Annotated in this window: 17 protein-coding genes; 8 read left to right on the top strand and 9 right to left on the bottom strand. The window is 65.4% G+C overall.

The window, feature by feature from the left end; all coding sequences use genetic code 11:
- Positions 1 to 16: 16 nt before the first annotated feature.
- The 4 genes from QM672_RS21840 to QM672_RS21825 are packed head-to-tail and all read left to right on the top strand — an operon-like array spanning position 17 to position 5,022.
- Positions 17 to 1,576, top strand: a complete 1,560-nt coding sequence (locus tag QM672_RS21840; RefSeq protein ID WP_415085083.1) for an ABC transporter substrate-binding protein — start codon at positions 17 to 19, stop codon at positions 1,574 to 1,576.
- Between the two features lie 49 nt (positions 1,577 to 1,625).
- Positions 1,626 to 2,570 (top strand): ABC transporter permease, encoded by a 945-nt coding sequence (locus QM672_RS21835; RefSeq protein WP_415085124.1) that lies wholly within the window; start codon positions 1,626 to 1,628, stop codon positions 2,568 to 2,570.
- Positions 2,567 to 3,406, top strand: a complete 840-nt coding sequence (locus QM672_RS21830; protein ID WP_415085081.1) for an ABC transporter permease — start codon at positions 2,567 to 2,569, stop codon at positions 3,404 to 3,406. The genes QM672_RS21835 and QM672_RS21830 overlap by 4 nt, the downstream gene beginning before the upstream one ends.
- On the top strand, positions 3,403 to 5,022 hold the full coding sequence (locus tag QM672_RS21825) for an ABC transporter ATP-binding protein (protein WP_415085079.1): 1,620 nt from the start codon (positions 3,403 to 3,405) through the stop codon (positions 5,020 to 5,022). The genes QM672_RS21830 and QM672_RS21825 overlap by 4 nt, the downstream gene beginning before the upstream one ends.
- 44 nt (positions 5,023 to 5,066) lie before the next feature.
- On the opposite strand, the gene QM672_RS21820 is transcribed toward QM672_RS21825, so the two are convergent.
- The 4 genes from QM672_RS21820 to QM672_RS21805 are packed head-to-tail and all read right to left on the bottom strand — an operon-like array spanning position 5,067 to position 11,141.
- Positions 5,067 to 6,410 (bottom strand): lysine N(6)-hydroxylase/L-ornithine N(5)-oxygenase family protein, encoded by a 1,344-nt coding sequence (locus tag QM672_RS21820; RefSeq protein WP_415085077.1) that lies wholly within the window; start codon positions 6,408 to 6,410, stop codon positions 5,067 to 5,069.
- Entirely contained in the window at positions 6,407 to 8,266 is a 1,860-nt protein-coding gene (locus QM672_RS21815; protein WP_415085075.1) for an IucA/IucC family protein, read from the bottom strand. The genes QM672_RS21820 and QM672_RS21815 overlap by 4 nt, the downstream gene beginning before the upstream one ends.
- Positions 8,263 to 9,354 (bottom strand): GNAT family N-acetyltransferase, encoded by a 1,092-nt coding sequence (locus QM672_RS21810; RefSeq protein ID WP_415085073.1) that lies wholly within the window; start codon positions 9,352 to 9,354, stop codon positions 8,263 to 8,265. The genes QM672_RS21815 and QM672_RS21810 overlap by 4 nt, the downstream gene beginning before the upstream one ends.
- Positions 9,351 to 11,141 (bottom strand): IucA/IucC family protein, encoded by a 1,791-nt coding sequence (locus QM672_RS21805; RefSeq protein WP_415085071.1) that lies wholly within the window; start codon positions 11,139 to 11,141, stop codon positions 9,351 to 9,353. Before QM672_RS21805 ends, QM672_RS21810 begins: the two co-directional genes overlap by 4 nt.
- 153 nt (positions 11,142 to 11,294) lie before the next feature.
- On the opposite strand from QM672_RS21805, the gene QM672_RS21800 reads away from it, so the two are divergent.
- A complete protein-coding gene (locus QM672_RS21800) occupies positions 11,295 to 12,521 on the top strand; it encodes an MFS transporter (RefSeq protein ID WP_415085069.1) in 1,227 nt (408 codons plus the stop codon).
- On the opposite strand, the gene QM672_RS21795 is transcribed toward QM672_RS21800, so the two are convergent.
- The 3 genes from QM672_RS21795 to QM672_RS21785 are packed head-to-tail and all read right to left on the bottom strand — an operon-like array spanning position 12,503 to position 16,295.
- A complete protein-coding gene (locus tag QM672_RS21795; protein ID WP_415085067.1) occupies positions 12,503 to 13,741 on the bottom strand; it encodes an MFS transporter in 1,239 nt (412 codons plus the stop codon). The two genes, QM672_RS21800 and QM672_RS21795, sit on opposite strands and share 19 nt — an antisense overlap.
- Positions 13,738 to 14,106, bottom strand: coding sequence for a hypothetical protein (locus tag QM672_RS21790; RefSeq protein WP_415085065.1), 369 nt, complete (start codon positions 14,104 to 14,106; stop codon positions 13,738 to 13,740). The genes QM672_RS21795 and QM672_RS21790 overlap by 4 nt, the downstream gene beginning before the upstream one ends.
- Before the next feature lie 2 nt (positions 14,107 to 14,108).
- Entirely contained in the window at positions 14,109 to 16,295 is a 2,187-nt protein-coding gene (locus tag QM672_RS21785; protein ID WP_415085063.1) for a TonB-dependent receptor, read from the bottom strand.
- Between the two features lie 263 nt (positions 16,296 to 16,558).
- Here QM672_RS21785 and QM672_RS21780 point away from each other — a divergent pair, with 263 nt between their 5' ends.
- The gene (locus QM672_RS21780; protein ID WP_415085061.1) at positions 16,559 to 17,602 is read left to right on the top strand and encodes a helix-turn-helix transcriptional regulator; all 1,044 of its coding nucleotides are present in this window, start codon (positions 16,559 to 16,561) and stop codon (positions 17,600 to 17,602) included.
- An 83-nt stretch (positions 17,603 to 17,685) separates the two neighbouring features.
- Here the strand turns inward: QM672_RS21780 and QM672_RS21775 are convergent, their stop codons facing one another.
- Together QM672_RS21775 and QM672_RS21770 are read right to left on the bottom strand one after the other, a co-directional pair.
- A complete protein-coding gene (locus QM672_RS21775) occupies positions 17,686 to 18,195 on the bottom strand; it encodes a hypothetical protein (protein ID WP_156771783.1) in 510 nt (169 codons plus the stop codon).
- A 168-nt stretch (positions 18,196 to 18,363) separates the two neighbouring features.
- On the bottom strand, positions 18,364 to 19,302 hold the full coding sequence (locus tag QM672_RS21770; RefSeq protein ID WP_415085059.1) for a LysR family transcriptional regulator: 939 nt from the start codon (positions 19,300 to 19,302) through the stop codon (positions 18,364 to 18,366).
- A 104-nt stretch (positions 19,303 to 19,406) separates the two neighbouring features.
- Here QM672_RS21770 and QM672_RS21765 point away from each other — a divergent pair, with 104 nt between their 5' ends.
- Together QM672_RS21765 and QM672_RS21760 are read left to right on the top strand one after the other, a co-directional pair.
- Positions 19,407 to 19,577, top strand: a complete 171-nt coding sequence (locus QM672_RS21765; protein WP_415085057.1) for a hypothetical protein — start codon at positions 19,407 to 19,409, stop codon at positions 19,575 to 19,577.
- A gap of 67 nt (positions 19,578 to 19,644) precedes the next feature.
- The gene (locus QM672_RS21760) at positions 19,645 to 20,250 is read left to right on the top strand and encodes a methyltransferase (RefSeq protein ID WP_415085055.1); all 606 of its coding nucleotides are present in this window, start codon (positions 19,645 to 19,647) and stop codon (positions 20,248 to 20,250) included.
- The last annotated feature ends 17 nt before the right edge of the window (positions 20,251 to 20,267 follow it).

The raw sequence follows: 20,267 nt of genomic DNA, 5'->3' as shown, positions 1-20,267 counted from the left end.
CGCATGGGGAACTGACATGACGAACCTTCGGACCCTTGCCTGCGGCGCGGTCGCCTTGGGATTGCTGGCTGGGGGGCCCGCCCTGGCCCAGTCGCAGGATGTGCTGCGCATCCAGCTCAATGCCGATATCCGTTCGACCGACCCCGGCATCAATCGAGACGCCAATTCCGACGCCGTGGTGATGAACGTGCTCGAGGGGCTGGTCGCCTTTCGCGAGGACGCCTCCGTCGGTCCCATGCTGGCGGAGAGCATCGATACCTCGGCGGATGGCCGCAGCTACACCTTCAAGCTGCGCAAGGGCGTCACCTTCCACGACGGCACGCCGCTGACCGCCGCGGATGTACTGTTCGACTGGCAGCGCTACATGGCGCCGCAGAACAATTGGCGCTGCCTGCCGGAATTCGACGGTAGCGGGCGCATGAAGGTCACCGGCGTCGAGGCCGTCGACCCGCTCACGGTGCGCTTCACCTTGGCCGAACCCTCGGCTCTGTTCCTGACCACGCTGGCGCGGGTCGATTGCGGCGGCACCGGCATCTATGCGCGCAGCTCCGTCGGCGCCGACGGCAAGTGGATCAAGCCGGTCGGCACCGGCCCGTTCAAGTTCGAAGCCTGGGTGCCCGGCCAATATATCGACCTTTCCCGCAACGAGGCCTATGCAGCCTTGCCCGGCAAGCCCGATGGCTATGCCGGCAACAAGATGCCCAAGGTCGCTAGCGTGCGCTTCATGATCATTCCCGATCCCTCCGCGGCCAAGGCGGCCCTGCTCTCGGGCGGCATCGACGTCATTCCCGATATCGCCGTCTCCGACATGGCCGAACTGCGCGAGAACGCGGATGTGAAGGTGCAGAGCAAGCCGACCATGGAGCTCAATGCCATCCTGTTCCAGGTCAAGGATACGCTGCTATCGGATCCGCGCATCCGGCAGGCGCTCGCCCTCTCGCTTGACGTGCCGCAGCTCGTCCAGGCGGTCACCGAAGGCGAGGGCAAGCCCAACCGTTCGCTGATCCCGGTCAGCTCGGCCTATTACGGCGAACCCGAGGCGAAGATGCCGGAGCGCGATCTCGACGCCGCCAGGAAGCTGCTGGCAGAGGCCGGCTACAAAGGCCAGCCGATCCGGATGCTGACCTCCAAGCACTATCAATATCTCTATGACATGGCCGTGCTGGTGCAGGCGATGGCAGAGGAGGCCGGCATCAAGATCGAGCTCGAAGTGCTCGATTGGGCGACCCTGCTCGACCACTACACCAAGGGTGACTATCAGGCGGCGGCCTTCTCCTATTCGGCTCGGCTCGATCCGTCCCTGTCCTTCGACATGGTCAGCGGCGACAAGGCCAAGGCGCCGCGCAAGGTCTGGGACAATCCTGCCGCCCTCGCTTTGCTCAAGCAGAGCACGCAGATCGCTGACAAGGCCCAGAGGCAGACGCTGATCGACCAGATGGAGGCGATGTTCCGCACCGACGTGCCGATGATCGCGCTCTACAATCCCGCGGCCAAGGGTGCGACACGCGCGAATGTCGAGGGCTTCGAGGTCTGGTCGCTCAGCCAGCCCAGGGGATGGGGCGTGACGCTGAAATAGCAGCCCGTTCGACACTCCCGCTTGGCGAGGTAGTTCAGCAATGAAAGCACTGGCTCTCTATGTCGCGCGTCGGATCCTGTGGGCGATACCCACGCTCCTGCTCGTTGCCGTCATGGTTTTTGTGCTCGTCCGGCTGATCCCGGGCGATCCGGCCCAGGTCGCGCTCGGCGACAATGCCAGCGAGGCGCAGCTGGAGGCGCTGCGCATCGCCATGGGGCTCGACAAGCCGATCGTGGTGCAGTTCTGGTATTGGCTCCAGCACATGCTGCAGGGCGATCTCGGGCAGTCCATCACCAATGGCCAGGCGGTGCTGCCCTTGATCGTCGATCGCTTCAAGGTCTCGGCCATCATCGTGCTGGCCGCCGTGTTCCTGGCAGCCCTGCTGGCGGTGCCGGGCGGATTGCTGGCCGCCTGGAAGCAGAATCGCGCCGCCGATCTCGCCATCGTCTCCAGCGCCACGCTGCTGCTGTCGATCCCGAGCTTCTGGCTCGGCATGATCTTCCTGCTCGTCTTCGGCTCCAAGCTGCATTGGCTGCCGGTGGTGGGCTATGTGCCCTTCTCGCAAGATGCCGGCCAGGCCCTGCTCTATGTGATCCTGCCCATCGCCACGCTCGCCTTGATCGAGACGGGCGTGCTGACCCGGATGTCGCGCGCCAGTGCCATCGAGGTGCTCCGGCTCGAATATGTCATGCATGCCCGGGCGAAGGGCTTGAAGGAAAGCCGGGTGCTGCTACGCCATGTCCTGCCCAACGCCTTTGCCCCGACCTGGACCGTGATCGGCCTCACCCTCGGCAACCTGCTCGGCGGCATCGCCGTGCTCGAGACCGTGTTCACCTTGCCAGGCCTCGGCCGCCTAATGGTGGATTCGATCTTCTCGCGCGATTACCCCGTCATCCAGGGCTGCCTGCTGATGACGGCGCTGATCTATGTGCTGGTCAATCTGGTGGTGGACCTGTGCTACCCGCTGTTCGATCCCAGGGTCTCGGCGACATGAGCATGCTTCGCATCCCCCGTTTTCGCTTCAATGCCGTGCTCGGCGGCCTCTTTCTCGGCCTCGTGGTGGCGATGGCGCTGCTGTCGCTGGTCTGGACGCCCTATCCGCCGATGAAGGTGCATTTCACCGCGCTGCTCAAGCCGCCCTCGGCCGCCCACTGGTTCGGCACGGACAAATATGGCCATGACGTTCTCTCCGGCGTGATGGCCGGGGCATCGATCAGCCTGGGCATCGCCTGCCTGTCGGTCGGCTTTGCCGTGGTGCTCGGCACCGCGCTTGGTCTTCTCGCCGGCTATCTCAAGGGAACGGCCGATCGCGTCCTGATGGTGGTCAGCGATGCCCTGCTGGCCTTTCCCGGCCTGCTGCTGGCGCTCGGCGTCATCGTCATCGTCGGGCGCGACCACAGCGTCGGGGCGATCGTGCTGGCCCTGGGTCTCGCCTATACCCCCTCCGTGCTGCGAGTGGTGCGCGGCACGGTGATGTCGGTGCGCGAGCGCGAATATATCGAGGCTTCGCGCGTCATCGGCAATTCCGAATGGAAAACGATGGTCAAGCATGTGCTGCCCAATTGCCTGGCGCCGATCATCGTGCTGGCGACCTCCATGCTGGGCTGGGTGATCCTGTCGGAAAGCTCACTCAGCTTCCTCGGCCTCGGGGCGCCGCCGGAGATAGCGAGCTGGGGCAACATGCTGGCGGCGGCCCGGCCCTATATCGAGCGGGCGGCCTGGCTCGGCGTCGCGCCCGGCCTCTGCCTCGCCTTTACTCTGCTCGGCATCAACCTGATGGGCGATGCCATTCGCGACCGCTTCGATCCGCGCATGGAGGGACAGCGATGAACGGGACGATCGCAAATCCGCTGCTCGGCGTGCGGGGCCTGACCATGGAGGGGCCCGGTGGACTGCGCATCCTCGACGACGTCAGCTTCGATGTCGGGGCCGGCGAGATCGTGGCGCTGGTCGGAGAGTCCGGCAGCGGCAAGACCATGGCGGCGCGCTCCGCCTTGCGGCTGGTGCCGCCGCAGGTGCGTCGCATCGCCGGCGAAGTGCTGTTCGAGGGGCGGGACGTGGACAGCCTCGGCGCCGAGGCGATGCGCCGGCTGCGCGGCGGCTCGATCGGCATGATCTTCCAGGAGCCGATGGTCTCGCTCAATCCGGCCATGACGATCGGCGCCCAGCTTGCCGAGGGGTTGATGCTGCATCGCAAGGTCAGCGCGGCTGAGGCGGACAGCCTGGCCTGCGCAATGCTGGCGCGGGTGCAGATCAAGGATCCAAAGGGCTGCCTGAGCGCCTATCCGCACCAATTCTCCGGCGGCATGCGCCAGCGCATCATGCTGGCCTCGGTGATGCTGCTGAAGCCGAAATTGCTGATCGCCGACGAACCGACCACGGCGCTCGACACGCTGTCTCAGCGCGAGGTGCTCCGGCTGATGGTGGAACTCACGCGGACCGAGGGTACGGCGGTGCTGCTCATCACCCACAATCTCGGCCTGGTGGCGCAATATGCCCATAAGGTCGTGGTGCTGCAGCGCGGGCGGCTGGTCGAACGGGGCGGCGTGGCCGAGGTGCTGACCCGGCCGCGTCAGGCCTATACGCGCGCTTTGCTCGATGCCTTGCCCAGGCGCGAGGACAACCGCGCGCCGGTTCCCGACGCGCCGGCCTTGATCGAGGCGCGCGAGGTCAGCGTGCGCTTCCCGGGCTCTGGTGGAATGTTCTCGTCGACCCCGCCCAAACTGGCGGTCGATGGCGTGTCTCTGGCTGTGCGTCCCGGCGAAGCGGTGGCGGTGGTCGGCGGTTCCGGTTCCGGCAAGACCACGCTGGGGCGGGCGATGATCGGCCTGTTGCCTCTGGCGAGCGGCGAGGTCGCCTTTCGCGGCGGGCCGATGGCCGGGGCCGGGCGGTCGCGCCAGCGCGATTTCCGTCTCAACTGCCAGCTCGTCTTCCAGGATCCCTATTCTTCGCTCGATCCGCGCCAGCGCATCGGCGACATCGTTGCAGAGCCCCTGTCCCACGGACCCCGGCTCGGGCGAGCGGAACGGCGTGAACGGGTGGAAGCCATCCTGGCCGAGGTGGGGCTCGCCGGTTTTGCGGAGCGCTTTCCGCATGCCCTGTCGGGCGGCCAGCGCCAGCGCGTCGCCATTGCGCGGGCCGTGATACGCAATCCCGCCTTCGTGGTCGCCGACGAACCGGTGTCGGCGCTCGACATGACCATCCAGAAGCAGGTGCTCGAATTATTTCGGCGCCTGCAGGACAAGCATGGCTTTGCCTGTCTCTTCATCTCGCACGACATGGCGGCGGTCTCGCAGGTCGCCGACCGCATCGTGGTGATGAAGGACGGCCGGATCGTCGAGCAGGGCAGTGTCGCCGAGATCTTCGACCGGCCGCAGCACACCTATACGCGCGCTTTGTTGGAGGCGACGCCTTCCCTGGCCGTCCCGCAGGCGATGCCGGCCTGAGGTCGTCGGCGGCAGCCACGCTGCTGCCGCCTTTCGTGATGCTGTTAGCAACTGCGATGGGATGGACGGCGCAGATATTCGACCTCTGCGTCCGCCATCTCCGCCCGGTCGCTGCCCGTCGACCAGGCCAGCGGCGAGGCCGGCGGCTCGACGTCGAAGAAGGGCTGGCCGATCAGGGCATTGGCGATCACCGCGCTGCGCCATGCCATCAGGCTGAGCTGCGGTTCGGCGATGCCATGGCTGATCAGCCCGGCATTCAGCGCGAAGATGCGGTTATCGGCGGGGCCGTCCCATTTCACCGAGAAATCGGCTTCCAGCCGCAGCCGGCCCGTTCCGTCGATCGCGATGCGATCCTGTATCGGCGCAAGGCAATCGGGCAGACGATAGCTGTAGCCGGTGGCCAGCACGATCATTTCGGCCTGGCTGAATTCGATGCCGCCGTCGAAGCCGTTGCGCATCACCAGCCGGAAGCCGCCGGCGTTCTGCTCGACATCCAGCACTTCGCGATGCGGCATCAGGCGGGCCTGGGGCCCGCCGCGCTCGATATGGCGCAGCGTATAGAGGCGCCGATAGATTTCCGACAGCGTGGAAGCCGAAACGCCGTCGCCCGCCAGTTTCTCGCGCTCCACGGTGGACAGTCGCCGCCCTTCGGCGAGATTGTGGAAGTTGCGCACGTAATGCGGCGTGAACAATTCGTTGGTGAAGGGCGTTGCATCGAGCGGCTGGAAGTTCGGGCGCAGGCTGATCCAGTCGACCGAGGCCGCGGCGGCTTCACCCGCTCCGAGCAGATGAAGCAGGATCTCCGCGCCGCTCTGGCCGCCGCCGATCACCGCCACGCGCTTGCCCGCGGCGCGGGCGAGTTCGAAGGCGGCGCGCGAGGAGTGGAAATGGTTCTGGCCGGTCAGCTTGCGTACGAAGTCGGGCTGATAGGGCTGCAGGCCGATGCCGAGAGCGACATTGCGGGCCTCGATCGTGCCGTTGCCCGTTTGCAGGACGAAGTGGCGGCCGTCGAAGTCGAGGGCCTGCACGTCCTCGCCAAAGCGCAGGCTGTCCAGGCCCTTGGCGACCCAGGCCAGGTAATTGGCGAATTCCTGGCGGGGCACGTCGGCGAATTCGGCATTGATGAAGTCATAGAAGCGCCGATGCGCGACGAGATAGGCGATGAAGCTCCACGGGCTGGTCGGATTGGTGGCCGTGACCAGATCCTTCAGAAAGGAGGTCTGCAGCGTCACGTCGGGCAGCATCATGCCCGGATGCCAGTCGAAGCGCTCGCGCTTCTCGAAGAAGGCGGCTTCGACGCCGTCGATGGCGTCGAGCTGGGCGGCAAGGCTGAGGTTGAACGGGCCGATGCCGATGCCGGCGAGGTCGAGCGGATTGCGCTGTGTCATGCCTGGACTCCTGCGGATTTGTCGGCGAAGCCGCGGTCCCGCAAGGGGCGGGATTCGCGTTCGGCGAGGTGAAGGGGATTGTCGAGTTCGCTGCCCAGGCTCGGTACCGGGCGGCGATTGGCGTCGCCATAGCCGATGGCGAGCCTGACGCGGTTGATGCAGATGCGCGGCACCTTCGGCGTGAAGAGATCGAACAGCTCGAAGCGATCCGCCAGATCGGGGTGGCGCGCCTGATAGAGGCGCAGGCGCTGCGCCAGCGCGCCATAGAACTCGATCTCGGGAAAACGATCGTGGCTTGCGAGCGTATCGGAAAGAAAGCGCAGCACGCTGGCGAAATGCCCGGTCTGTAGATGCTGCAGCAGATGGGCGGCCGGCCGCTTCAGCAAGGTGTCGCGGATGGCGGGCTCGAGGTCGGCTGCCTCAGCGAACGCCTGATCGACGAGGTCGACATCGCCCTGCAGATCCTTCAGCGCGACGCCGTAGGGGATGGCGCCGTCGAGCAGCACGGTGATGTTCTGGCCGTGGGCGATGAAGCCCACGCCATAGCGGCAGAGGAAATGGTAGAGCGGCAGGACCACGGCATCGAACAGGCGGGCCAGCCATTCGGCATGTGACAGCCCTGATGCTGCGATCAGGGCGCTGGCGAGCGGCACGCCGGCAAAGTCGCTCTTGATGAGGGCACCGAGCATCAGCGGGCGCCGCCCGGCGGCGAGGCCGGCTTCCGGGCTCTCGCGCCAGATCACGCCCAGCATCTCGCGGAACTGGTAGGGAGCGTCGGCGATCCTCTCATAGAGGGGGTGGGGATAGAAGGCGCCCGCGCATTCGCGCAGCACCAGCGCATTGGCAAGCTCGGGATCCCGCCTGGCCTTGTCGGCGAGCCAGTTCGAGAAGGCGGGGCCGATCGCCATGTATTTGCCGGGTACGCCGCGCCAGGCCGAGGTGTTGAGAATGGTGAGCGAGAGCTTGAGGTGCAGCTTGGTCGGCGAAGCTGTATTGGCCAGGGTGCGCAGTGACTGCAGAGGACGGTAGGCGTCACCGAAAAGCCCGAGTGGCACGATGCGTCCGGCGGCGATCTCGCCGGCGAACTGTGCCACGATCATATTGTCCCACTGCCAGGGATGCACCGGCAGGAGCGTAAAGCGCGCTGGGTCGAGGCCCGCCGCCTTGCAGGCGGCCTGCAGCCTCTCGCGCTCGTCCTCGCCAAGGGAGGCGGCGAGCAGCGCCTCCTCGTCGATGTCCCCGGCCAGGCTGAGGCGGCAGCGACTGCGGTCCGCGGCCAGCCAGAACAGCTGGAAGGTTGGCTGGAACTCGGGCGCGTAACGGGAGAAGTCGCTCAGGCCCCAGCCGATCCGGCCCTTGCTGGCCGGCGCCTTGGGGTGGCCGTCGAGATAGGCCTGGACCTGATCATCCGGCAGGGTCAGCAGATGTTCGCATTCGCCGGATCCGGCCATGGTCGCGATCCGGGCATCCGCCAGCAAGGTGCTGAACAGCTCCTTGGCGTAGATGCACAGCGTATCCGGCTCGATGTCCAGGGTTTCGCGGGCATCGAGCATGAAGCCGGCGGCATCGTCGGCCGGGCATAGGGCGGCGCCGTTCTGTCGCATCAGGCTGGCTGCGTCGATCGACAGATTGCCCCAGATGCGGCGCACGGCCTTGAAGCGATAGGCGACCCCTCCGGCAAAGCGCAGGATCCACTGGGTTCCCTCGGCATTGGCGGGTTCGGGTGCCAGGCCCTCCTCGAAGGCGAGTTCGCTGATCGCCTTGGCGATGACGGCCCGGTTCAGCGCCAGCCAGAGCCCGGCATCGATCGAGCTGCCGTCGGGCAGGGGGCCAAGGGTTGGCGTGCCCCGGCTCATAGCACCACCTCCCGGAAGAAGCGCTCGCGCTGGCAGCACACCAGCGCCGCGCGCTTATGTGGGAAGTCGAATTCCTTCACCTTGTCATAGGCGGTCTGGGCGCAATAGCTCAGCATCTTCTGGTGCGAGGCGCGGGGCTCGCCGACCACCCGGCGCGTGCGTGGCTCGTCGAGGAACAGGCTATGGGTCACCGAGCGGAACCAGGTGCCGGTCCTGGCGCGGCCGAGGTGGCGGGAATTGCCGATCAACCCGTGCCAGCCGCGATCATAGTCTTCCGCGTCGTAGAAGGGGCCGAGCCGGTCTTCCTTGGCCCAGTAGAATTCGAAATAGCCGGAGGGCTCGTCGCCCAGGCTGCCGATCACGCCGAAGATATGCGGATCGGCTTCCTGCTCGGCGAGATAGCGGTCGAGCTCGGCCTCGCTCTGGGCCAGCTCCCAGAAGAAGGCGACGCGGGGCTGGTTCATCCAGCCATGGAAGAGCTTGAGATCGCGGCGGCGGTCGATGGCCCGCATCGACAACGTGGTGCCGAGTTCCGGAATCCAGCGCCGATAGAAGATGCCGGTCGGCTGCGGCGGCCGCAGGGGCGGCAGGCGATCCTGCGGGCCGATGGCGGAGCGGATCTCGGGAAAGGCCCGCAGCCCTTCCGGCCGGTGCCAGAGCAAAGGCAGCTGGTAGAAATGCTCGCGGGCGATGCGCACGGCGCTCGTACTGGTCGCGTCGTCCGTCACGGTCTGCGCAGTGAGGGGCAGCAGGGCCGGTTTGCCGGCGACATCGGGCAGGTGCAGGGCAACCATGGCAGGAAAAAGCTGGAAAGCGGCTTCCACCAGGATGGCAATGACATGGATATCGCCGGGATGGGTCGCATCGGGCTGGTGGATGACCAGAATGCCCGGGCCATCTCCTTCAGGCGTGCGCAGCCCGGCACGTCCGATCGTCGCCGAGCCGGCCTGCGCCGTCAGCTCAAGGCTGCCATCCGCCTGCAGGCGGCTCTCGATAACGGCTTCGCCGTCGAGGCGGAGGGGCCAATGCCGGCTGGGGGCGGGGGGAGCGGCGACTTCGGCGGGAGCGATCTTCATCTGCAGGGTCATGCCACGGCCTCCGCGATGGGGTTGCTCAGGGGTACATAGCCGGCAAGGGGATCGGTCACTTCGGTGTTTTCATTGATGTTGCGGAAGCAGATCATGAAGTTTCCTTTGCTGCCGAGCGTCGGCGCGGTGAGGAGGTAGGTGAGGCAGGTCTTGTCGGCGAGCGGCAGGGCGGCGAGCTCCTCGAGGAAGGCTCGCAGATCGCCGATCAGGACGTCCTCGGCGATGAGGCGCGAGGTGCCGAGCGCGCCGATCACCGCGAAGACCGAATTGACGAGGAGGTAGTAGCCCACGAGCTGGGCCGCTTCGTCCGAGTTGAAGACATGGCCTGCCTTCATCGGGCTGCCGGGAGCCTTCCTGGCGAGCTCGGGCAGGAATTCGCGGATATAGCCGGTGCCCTGGCAGTCACGGAAATGCACGGCCACCGGCCAGCCTTCGGCAAGTTCCACCACGATGTTCTGCTGATGCGCACCGAAGAGGAGGCCGATATCGGCCTGGATCAACAGGAAGGGCGCGACGACCTTGTCGAGGAACTGGCGGAACCAGCGGCGTGCCACCGCAGCGGGATCGGCCGGCTCCTGCCCGGCAATGCGCCGGATGATGGTGGCAAGGGCGCTGTCATGCCCGTCGGGATAGATCTCGCAAAGAGCGGCCAGCACGGCGGCTGGCGGCTGGCTTGCTCCCTTGAACGGGTTTTCGCGCAGGATCACCGTGGTCTGCGGCAGGGCCTTGCCGTCGGCATCCTGCAGCAGGAGATAAGCGGGTTCGCCCATCACCTTGAAGCTCGGGAAACGCCGGGCGATGGTCCGGCCGACTTCACCGGCCAGGAGGCGGTCGATCTCGATGCCGCGCTCGCATTCACGGGTTTCGATGACCCGGCGCGAATTGGTGAGGCGCAGGCTGAGCGAGAATTTCAGCATCCAGTCGGCGTGCGGGGCATGGATGGCGCGCAGCGAGGAGGTCGCTTGCCAAAGCGAGCCGGCATGGCCGAGATCCTTCAGCAGGCCGCGACGGAACAGCCCGTCAATGGCCGGGTCGAGCGCCAGCTGGGCGGCCTGCCAGGGATGCATCGGCAAAAGAACGCGGCCCTTGGCGGACTGCACGACCTCCGGATCCATCGCAGGATCGCCGGCGGCCAGGTTCTGGCAGAGCTCGGCCGCGGTCTGGGTGCGCGAACTGTCCTGAAGCACCAGAGCCGGATCGGCAGCCCACCAGCGCAAGGCGAATCCCTGCCGATATTCGGGGGCGAAGCGCCGGGAATCCTCCAGGGTGAACTGGTCCCGGCTGCGCGGCGTGGGATGCACGGCATGGCCGAAGCGCAGCGAGCCCTCCGCCTCGGCGAAGCTGGGGTCGCGCTGCGCGAAATAAGCATCGGGGGACGGGACGCGTGCCGCCACATCCTCGATGTTCCGGATGCTGTCGAGCACCCGCGACAGGAAGGTCAGGCTCCTGTCCTTGTCGCCGCTGCCGACGATGTCCGGTTCGCTGGCGAGCAGGAAGACGAACTCCTGAAAGCTGATCGGGCGCGGCGGCGCGGCGCCTGAGAATTCCAGAAAGGGCGGACGGAAGCCGTGATAGGCCGCCCGCGATCGATGCGTCATCTCGATGGCGACATGGCCGCCCCGGCGGGGCAGGGGGAAGCGGGCGAGAAGCCGGCCGCTTCCGGCGCTGGTGTCTTCATGTTCCATCGTCCAGCCCTGCCATTCGCGCATCAGGCTGTTCAAGAAGGCGCGCATGGAGACGTCGTGGGCGATATCGATGGATCGTCTGATCAGGTCGATGGCGTTCATGGTGTTCCTTTTCGGCAGAACTCCAAATTGCAAAGAAGCTATACAAATAACTACTTGTACAATTTATAATATTTCTACAAGTTTTCTAAAATTACTATTGAATTACCTAAAGTTTGTTTTTAGTTGGATCAAGGAAATTGTTTGGAGAAAAGCATGGCCGCCGATGCCGCCCTCTCTGTTTCGCGCGCGGACAGCCTTCGCCTGGCGCTGATCGCGGCCTCGTCGGGCTTCGGCCAGTCGGCTCTGCTGGCGCTGGTACCGATCGTCACGGAAAGAACGGGGCTGGCGTCGCCGCAGATCGGCGCCGTCGCCTTCCTGGGCGCAGCGGTTTTCCTGGTGGCAGCGCCGCTCTGGGGGCATCACGGCGCGGCCTGGCGGATCAGGCCGTTCTTCGCCGGGCTCGCCTGCCTGATGATTGCAGGCCAGGGCCTGTTCCTGGGGGCGCTCTATGTCGGTGTGCCTGCAGCCGCGCTCGGGCTGCTCCTGGTCTCGCGCCTGCTCTACAGTGTCGGTGCTGCCGGGGTGATGCCACACGCTCAGGCCGCCATCGTGCAGCGCAGCGTCGCCGAGCGTCGGCCGGCCGCGCTTGCCAATCTCAGCGCCGGCCTGAATGTCGGCCGCATCGCCGGTTCCCTGGTGACGCTGGGCGCGGGAGCCGGCGTCATCGTGCCCGTCGTCATGATGGTTGTCAGCCCGGTGCTGCTGCTGTGCGCGCCGAACCTGCCGGCGGCTCCCGCAGTCGGCAAGAAAGGCGAAACATCGAGCAGGCGTGCCAATATCCGGCGTGTCCTTCCGTTGCTTGCCGTCGGCTTTGCGCTGACCTTCGGCTTCGGCCAGATCCAGCTCGTCCTCGGCCTGTTCCTGCAGCATCGCTTCGGCCTCGATGCCATTGCCGCCGCGGGCCTGGGAGGCGCGACCTATGCCGCGGTTGCAGTCGCCATGATCGCGACGCAGATCCTGCTCGTGCCGCGCCTTGCCTTCAAACTGGGGCGCAACATGCGCTGGGGCGTTGCGGGCTTCGCACTGGGGTGCCTGGCCATTATCTTGGCGCCGCTGCCCTGGCTGGTGCCGGTCGGCGCGGTCTGGGCCGGCATCGGGTTGGCGGTCGCGACGCCCGCCTATACCGCCTGCCTTAGCCAGCGTGTTACGGCGCATCGCCAGGCGGGGGCCGCCGGCTGGCTCGCCAGCACCCATGCCGCCGGGCAGGGTCTGGGCGCGCTCTGCGGCGGCGCGGCCTTCGCCTTGTCGCCGGAGCTGCCCTTCGCGATGGCCGTCGGCATTGCGATCGCAACCTGCCTCGCTTTGCTGCGTCTGGATGACCGCGCCGAGGACGAGATGCCCCGGGATGAGGTATCTCGGGATCATGGCGTGGCTCCCTGAGGGCGGGCCACATTCGCCAGCAACCTGATGGTGGCAAGAACGGCAATGGCCGAGAGGGCGGTGGCGAGGCCGAAGAGCGCGCCATAGCCCATGAGGTCGGCGAGCTTGCCCGAGATCAGCGACCCGACGAGATAGACCACCATCTGGGCGCAGGCCAGGATGGTGAAGTCGGTGCCGGGCTGGTCCGATGACGTCACCGTCATGAACAGGCTGTAGAGCGCGACGATCTCCATGTAGCGGATGAAGGTCTGGAAGCCTGCGGCGCCGAACAGCGGCCAGGCTCCGGTGACCACGCCGAGCGCATGAGCGGCGAAGAGGGCGAAGCACAAGGTGCGCAAGCCGCCGAGCAGGCCGAGCGTGGCGGCGGTGCCGCAGCGCTTGACCAGGAGGGCAGCGATCGCCGATCCGGCAAGGCCCGCCGTCGCCGCCGATACGCCTGAAAGATAGCCGATACGGTCGAGCGGTACGCCGGCATCGACGAGATAGGGGCCTTCCATTGCCTTCACCAGGCCCTCGCTCATCCGGTAGATCAGCGCGATCCACAGCACGGTGCGGATCTCGGGCCGGCGCAAGAAGGCTTTGATGGAGGGGCGCGTCAGCCGGTCGGACGGCGAGGCGGGGGCCTCCCACATGGCGAAGGCGGCGATCAGCGGCAGGGCCGAAAAGGCGGCGATGACCAGAAGCATGCCGGCCCAGCCGATATGGTGATAGAGCACGAGGCCGAGCGTGCCGCCGATCACCACGCCGAAGGCCACCGAGCCGCCCTGGATGGCGTTGCCGATGGCGCGGTCCTCCGGCGCCAGATATTTGGCGGCATAGCCGTCGGTAGCGATGTCCTGGGTCGAGACCAGCAGCGCGGTGACCAGGCCGATTCCCAGAATGCCGCCGACATGGGTTGGGCCAAGCGGCAGCAACGCCAGGATGGAGGCGATCACGCCGAGTTGGGTAAGGATCACCCATCCTGCCCGATGCGCCCGGGCGAAGGGCCGGATGCGATCGACCAAGGGCGCCCACAGGAACTTCAGCACCAGCGGCAGGAAGAGCAGGCTGAGATAGCCGATCGCGGTGCGCGAGACCCCTGCCTCGCGCATGATGGGGGGCAGGGCGGCGGCGATCAGGTAGGAGGGAATGGCCTGGGCCAGATAGAGGCCGCCGAGGACCGCGAACAGGCGCAGGCGGCCGGGCCTGGAGGCAGGGATATCCTGGGCGAGCGCCGTCATGCCGTCTCCATATGCTGCGTGATGAAGCTCCTGGCCGCCTGTTCGTCGCAAGTCGCGGTCAGCGGCATCGACCACAGGCGCTGGAAGGTCTCGATCATGCGCGGGTTCGCGTCCGGCCGGACGATGGCGAGGGCGCGGCAATGGTGTTCGAAGCGCTCCCGCGTTGCCTTGAACCAAAGGGCCTGCTCGCGTTCGCCGGCCTGGGAGAGCCCGCCGCCGCCGGCGAAGACGGCCAGCAGGGCAAAGGTGCTGTCCCTGCGGCCGATTTCGATCAGCGCATCGAGATAGGCGCGCTCGTCGCGATCCTCGTAGGGCGGCAGGTAGCGCAGGATCAGGAGCGCGCCGTGCTTGTCGAGTTCCACCATGATCAGAACGTCTTGCGGTAGCCGAGCGTCACCGTACGGCCCCAGGAATAGACCGGGAGGTTGCGCACGGAAGTCGCGGTGGGGTTCTGGAAGCGGGTGTCGAACAGATTGTCGACGGACACATAGGCCTCGCCGCCCTTCACCGGTGCTGACAGGGCTACGTTCATGGTGGCGCCCGGCTTGATCTTGTAACGGGTGCCCTTGAGGTCGATCGCCTTGTCGCGGCCGGAGAAGCCCTCGCCCTCCACGCGCACCGACACGCCATTGTCGAAGACGTAGCTGGCATAGAGCGTGCCGCGGAAGGGGGTGGCGATGCGGTTGTTGGGCAGCCAGCTGTCGAGCTTGCCGTCCTTGTTGGAATCGTAGCGCCCCTCGCGATAGCCGAGCACGGTGCCGATGGTCAGCTGGTCCGTCGCCGCATATTCGCCGGTGAACTCGCCGCCATAGATGAATTCCTTCTGCTGCGAGATGGTGTTGGTGATGGGATCGAAGGTCACGCCCTGGCTGGAGGTGGAGATGAAGCCCGTCAGGCTGCCCTTGAAACGGTCATGGCTGCCGCGGATGCCGAGTTCGTAGTTGTTGACGATCTGGGCCTCGGGACTGATTGAGGCATAGGAAACACTCGCGCCGGCGGGAAGGCAGTTCGGCCGGGCAATCGGGCAGGCATAGGCTCTCGACAGGCCGGCGCGGCGGGTATAGGCGCCGACGTCGGGCAAGGCGAAGCCCTGCGAGAAACCGCCGAAGATCTCGCTGGTCTCAGTCAGCTTGAAGGTGCCGCCAATGTTGAAAGTCGGCTTGGAATAAGAAAAGTTGCCGCCGGTAACGCGCAGGGCCGGCAGCACGGCGCCGACGGTATAGGCCGCCGGCCGGATGAAGTCGTCGACGTCAAGGGCGAAGTGCTCGAAACGCGCACCACCGCGCACGGTGAGGCGATCGGTCAAAGGCACCTGCAATTGGCCAAAGGCCGCCGCCGTCACCTGCTGCAGCGGTGTAAAGACGTCCTGGCCGTTGGTCAGCGTCTGGTGGGTCTTCTCGAGGATGAGATCGCTGCCCCAGGTGAGTTTTGCGCCTTCCCAGATGGTGTCGAGCGGAGTGTCGATGGTCAGGTTGACACCGCCGCGGTCCGAATAGAGCGTGGTCTGGTTATAGGGGCTGGTTGGATCGGCTGGGTTGAAGGAATAGTAGACTAGATTGTTGTACAGTGGATCGAATTTTGAATAATTAAAGCGCTTCTTGATGTTGTTGTAAAAGCCGACGATGTTGAGGCTGCCGAGGGCAAAATCCTTGTCGGTGTAGCGCAGCGACAGGGACTTGGTGTCTTCGAGAACGCTCTGCCCGGTATAGGGCTGCAGATAGCTCGGCCGGGCATAGGAGCCGGAATAGTCGGTCATGTAGCGCGGCGTCTGGTTGAAATAGTACCAGCCTGCCGAGAATTCGAGCCGCTTGCCGGTGTCGAAGTCATAGCCGAACTTGGCGAGAAGATTGACCCGGCCGAAACGGTCGCCGCCGCCCTGGCCCAGCATGGCGTCGGATGGCAATTCCCGCCCGGAACCGTCATAGGTGCGACGCCCGAGATAGCCGCTGCCGCTCAGGACATAATCGAGCCCATTCTCGGCCTTGCCGGAGATGCTGGCGGACAGTTCCGGCGCCACCGAATCCACGGCATTCGCCGTGAAGGCGCGCAGGGCCGTGTTCACGGTGATGCGGGGCTTGCCGGGTTCAGCCTTCTTGGTGATGAAATTGACGGTGCCGCCGGTGGCGCCGGCCCCATAGAGGCTGGACGCGCCGGCCACCATCTCGATGCGCTCGATCGAGTTGAGGTCGATCAGGGACAGGATGCGCGAAACGTCCCGCAGCGGGGTGCTGAGGGGAACGCCGTCGACCAGCACGAGCAGGTCACGGCCGCGATAGCTTTCGGAAGCGCCCGAGACCGTCTGGTTGGAAACCGAAAAGCCCGGCACCAGCTTGGCCAGGGCCGCCGACGCGCTCGAGCTTTGCTGGAGCTGCTTGTCGATTTCCTGCCTGTCGATCACCTGGACCGATTGCGGAATATCGGAGACGGATCTTTCGGCGCGAGAGGCGGTAACGGTAACCGGATCGAGCTCAATCGGCTGCTCCTGCGACTGTTGTGCCAGTGCAGGCGAAACAACCGATAGAAACATGACCGCCGATACGGATATCTTGCCCATGATGAATTTTTAGACCTCCAGCCACTCTCGATCCGAAACTAAGTTATATTTGGCGATTCCAGACGAATTCCTGTTGTATATTCATAGTACATTCCCAGTTTATAACGATTATAATCTGAGTTTGGGTGGCATATACTTCTGGATATCCGACCTTTCGCGCTCTATATTGATGAGCGGTCTTACTTGTCGAGTTGTTTGATTTCTTGGACTTGGGCGCATTGATTGATGGACTGAAGCGAACTGGAGGCGCGGATCACGCCGTTTTGACGCCGCGAGAGCCCTTTGCGGGAAGGCTGCGGCCTGTCTGGCTGCTTGGGCACGGGCTGACGAGCGAGGAACTGGCGCTGGTCGAACTGCGGGCCAGCGGACGCTTGGCTGCGCAGCGCAGGCTCGGTCCATCGGATCCGGTCTTGCTCGGCGCCCGGGCATTGCTGCGCCTCGATCCCGATATCGGTCCGATCTCCTGCTTCTCGCCGCTCCAGGACAGCGAACTCGTCCTCGATGCCGCGGGTCTGGATAGCACCGAAGCCGGCGCAGGCGGCATGCTGTTGCGTCCCTCCAACGGCCGGATGGAGGTGGTGCGGGACGGGCAGCGCACCGTCGTCTCGGCCAGGGAGGCGATCTTCCTGGCGGGCGGCAGGCCTGCAAGCGTCTGGCTAAGGCATGTGGACCGCGTCGATTGCCTGATCCTGGCGAGCGAACGCATCACCGCGAACATGCTCGAATGCTCGGCCAGCCTGCGCGTCTTCCCGCAAAACAACGACACGCTGGTTCTGCTCGGCAACTACGGCGCGGCGTTGATGCGCGGCCTGCTGCCGATGAGCGGTCCGGTGCTGCTGCAGCATGCCTGCGCCTATATGGGCGATCTCGTCGACATCCTGTGCGGCGAGGCGGAGGCGCAGACGCCGCATACCGTGCAGGATCGCGCAGCCGCGCGGCTGAACGCCATCAAGTCGGATATCGAGGCCCATCTCGACGACCAGGCGCTCAATGCCAGCCAGATCGCCCTACGGCACGGCATCAGCACACGCTATCTCCAGAAGCTGTTCGAGGGAGAAGGCGAGACCTTTTCGGAATTCGTGCTGCAGCGCCGGCTCGACAGGGCGATGCGCCGCCTGCAGTCGCCGGACGAGCGCAAGCGTTCGATCAGCGAGATCGCTTTCGATGTCGGTTTCGGCGACCTGTCCTATTTCAACCGCACCTTCCGCAGGCGCTTCGACACCTCACCGCGCCTGGTGCGCGCCAAGCACCGCTCCGTGCTCGCCCCCCCAGCGGGGAGCGAATTGCCGGATGCGGGCAGCGCTTGAGCGTGGACTGTCCCGGTTCGCGGCCATCCATATCGACGGCCTCGAACCACCGGCCGGAATCGGCCGTCTTGTAGCGTCTTGTTTCAGTGGGCCGTCGCGGAGGGGGGCTTCATCCGGGTCATGGTGTCCAGGGCGCAGGGGCTGACGGGTGCGATGAACAGCCCGACCCTTGCGAGAGCCTTGGCAAGAGCGGTGGTGGCATCGAGCGCCCGGTGCAGGCCATCGCTCTTCAACAGGTAGGAGGCGGCGTGGAGCAACTGGACCCTGTCGTCGCGCTGCGCCGCATCGACCATGGCAAGCACCAGGCATTCGTCGCGGCACAGGGCACGGCAGGCGGCCGGCCGCCAGCCGATCTCATTGTCGGCCGTTGCCCGCAGCGTGCGCACGAAATGGTGGAACTCGCCGAACAGCGGCTTGGCGTTTTCTTCCGGCATCTCGCGCGCCAGCCCTTCCCAGGCGATATCCCAGCAGGCGGCATCGCCGGTGGCATAGCCCGCCATCCAGCAGCGGAAGACGGAAAAGAGCAGGTTCTCGGCCGGAGCGTCGATATGATAGCCGACGGGGCGTGCGACGTCGGGGCTTGGCAGGGTCATGATGGTGTCCTTCAATCCGCGGGGTTCAAGGTCCCGGCATTGGCAACGGCGCGCATAGGACCACACCGAGCTGATTTGTTCAAGAAAATCTCTTTTTATTTCAATAGTTTATAGAAGTTCCAGGGTGCGCGGCCGGCTGCACGCCCTCGGGTGCTTGAGCGGCAGCGATCAGTCGCGCCGGGTTGCTCCGGCTGCCGGGAGTTCGCGCTTCTCGCGGCTGCGGATCTCAGCCGTCTGCGCGAGGATCCAGTCCCGGAACACTCTGATCTTGGGCGTCGTGCGCCGCGCTTCGGCGTGCACCAGCCAGTAGCCATCGCCATCAGACCCGGTGACGTCGAAGGGTTGGATCAACTGGCCCTTGTCGAGGAAGGCCGCGTAGAGGTTGTGCGTAAGCATCGCCGCGCCCTGGTCGGTGATCGCTGCAGTCGCCTCATAGGCCTGGGTGCCGAAGGTCGGGCCGGGAATCACCCGATCCGGCTCGAATCGTGCTCCCGCTGCCTTGAACCAGACCTCCCACCAGGGATCCTGCGGGCAGCACAGGGGAACCTTGTAGAGGTCCTCGGGCGCACGGATACCACCGACCTTCTCCGCCAGTGCAGGGCTGAGCATCGGCGAATAGTCGGCCTTGAACAGGTAGTGCGCCGATAGTCCGGGCCATTTTCCGGCGCCGACACGGATGCCGACATCCACGTTTTCGCGAGCGATATCGAGGGAGCGGGATGTGACGTCCATCTTCACGGCAAGATCGGGATACATCAACTGGAATGTTCCAAGGCGGACGGCAAGCCAGTTCGACGCGAAGGTATCGATCGTCGTGACCGAGAGCACGCCGGAGGCGCCGCCCTTGGTTGCAAACCAGGCGTCCGACAGGGCTGAAAACGCATTCGAAACCAGGGGGGCGAGCTGTTCACCCGCTTCGGTCAACGCGATCTGCCTGGTTTTTCTGATGAAAAGCGGTGTTCCGGCGCGTTCCTCGAGAACCTTGATCTGATAGCTGGCAGCCGATTGGGTCATGCCGAGCTCCTCGGCCGCCTTGGTGAAGCTGCCGAGCCGCGCGGCGGCTTCGAAGACTCTGATGGCGCCCAGAGGCGGCAAATCCCACGGCATGATGCATCAATCCAGTTGATGCATACTACGCGACGTTCGATTGGAATCCAAGGCTCGGCGGCGGCAGGATGTCTCCATCGCTCCAGCCTAAAAGGACCATGAACATGACGAAACACATCAAGCGCCACAGGCTTTCGATCCTCGACTTTTTCGCCGCGCCGTTCCGGTCGCGTGCCCACCGCCTGCTCGATCCTCGCGACCTCTGCGACGACCTGAAGCGCGACCTTGGCCTGGTCGACGGAAACCGGGTTGTCGGCGGTGTCCGCTGGCGCTGACCCGCATTGCCGACGCGATGCGACAGGATGGGGAAGGCCCATCCCGAAGAAGAGGGAGGCCATTGTCATGAACGGGACGACCAAGGCGCTCGAACAGTGCCGCCAGACCATTCAATCCTATGAGGGCTGCGCGGATCGCTACTATGCCCGCATTCCCGAAATGCCGAATCTGCGCGACCAGGCGGCATTGCGGCGCATCGCCGAAATGGCAGGACGTGGCGGATTGATCCTGGAGGTTGGGTCGGGGCCCGGCCGCGAGGCGGATTTCCTGGAGACGCTCGGCGTCACGGTGCGCCGCACCGATGCGACCCGCCGCTTTCTCGAGTTGCAGGCCACTCGCGGCAAGCATGGCGAACGGCTCGACATCGTCACGGACGATCTCGGCGGTCCCTACGATGCCGTCGTCGGCCTATGCGTGCTGATCCACGTTCCCCGCGATCGGATCGATCACGTGCTGGCCAAGGTTGCCGCGTCGCTGCGTCCCGGTGCACCTTTTCTCGTCTCGATGCGCGATGGCGACGGGGAGACCGTCGGAAACTTCCATACCGTCTATTGGCGACGCGATGCGTTTGCCTTGCGGCTCGAACAAGCCGGGCTGACCTTGCCGTGGGACGAGTTCTCCGTCGATCCGGATGGCGATCCCTGGAACACCTTCCTGGCCGTCAAGCCTTGAAACGGGCGTTGCCGGGG

It is taken from the genome of Labrys sp. (in: a-proteobacteria) (assembly GCF_047605565.1).
GTDB lineage: Bacteria > Pseudomonadota > Alphaproteobacteria > Rhizobiales > Labraceae > Labrys > Labrys neptuniae.
The sequence above is the reverse complement of the archived record's forward strand: the minus strand, read 5'-3'. Positions and strand labels throughout refer to the sequence as shown.

Excerpts from the sequence above, each read along its gene's own strand:
- QM672_RS21800 (WP_415085069.1), top strand. The coding sequence starts at position 11,295 with ATGGCCGCCGATGCCGCCCTCTCTGTTTCGCGCGCGGACAGCCTTCGC.
- QM672_RS21790 (WP_415085065.1), bottom strand. The coding sequence starts at position 14,106 with ATGGTGGAACTCGACAAGCACGGCGCGCTCCTGATCCTGCGCTACCTG.
- QM672_RS21810 (WP_415085073.1), bottom strand. The coding sequence starts at position 9,354 with ATGACCCTGCAGATGAAGATCGCTCCCGCCGAAGTCGCCGCTCCCCCC.
- QM672_RS21785 (WP_415085063.1), bottom strand. The coding sequence starts at position 16,295 with ATGGGCAAGATATCCGTATCGGCGGTCATGTTTCTATCGGTTGTTTCG.
- QM672_RS21840 (WP_415085083.1), top strand. The coding sequence starts at position 17 with ATGACGAACCTTCGGACCCTTGCCTGCGGCGCGGTCGCCTTGGGATTG.
- QM672_RS21760 (WP_415085055.1), top strand. The coding sequence starts at position 19,645 with ATGAACGGGACGACCAAGGCGCTCGAACAGTGCCGCCAGACCATTCAA.
- QM672_RS21765 (WP_415085057.1), top strand. The coding sequence starts at position 19,407 with ATGACGAAACACATCAAGCGCCACAGGCTTTCGATCCTCGACTTTTTC.
- QM672_RS21820 (WP_415085077.1), bottom strand. The coding sequence starts at position 6,410 with ATGACACAGCGCAATCCGCTCGACCTCGCCGGCATCGGCATCGGCCCG.
- QM672_RS21805 (WP_415085071.1), bottom strand. The coding sequence starts at position 11,141 with ATGAACGCCATCGACCTGATCAGACGATCCATCGATATCGCCCACGAC.
- QM672_RS21815 (WP_415085075.1), bottom strand. The coding sequence starts at position 8,266 with ATGAGCCGGGGCACGCCAACCCTTGGCCCCCTGCCCGACGGCAGCTCG.
- QM672_RS21825 (WP_415085079.1), top strand. The coding sequence starts at position 3,403 with ATGAACGGGACGATCGCAAATCCGCTGCTCGGCGTGCGGGGCCTGACC.
- QM672_RS21795 (WP_415085067.1), bottom strand. The coding sequence starts at position 13,741 with ATGACGGCGCTCGCCCAGGATATCCCTGCCTCCAGGCCCGGCCGCCTG.
- QM672_RS21830 (WP_415085081.1), top strand. The coding sequence starts at position 2,567 with ATGAGCATGCTTCGCATCCCCCGTTTTCGCTTCAATGCCGTGCTCGGC.
- QM672_RS21770 (WP_415085059.1), bottom strand. The coding sequence starts at position 19,302 with ATGCCGTGGGATTTGCCGCCTCTGGGCGCCATCAGAGTCTTCGAAGCC.
- QM672_RS21775 (WP_156771783.1), bottom strand. The coding sequence starts at position 18,195 with ATGACCCTGCCAAGCCCCGACGTCGCACGCCCCGTCGGCTATCATATC.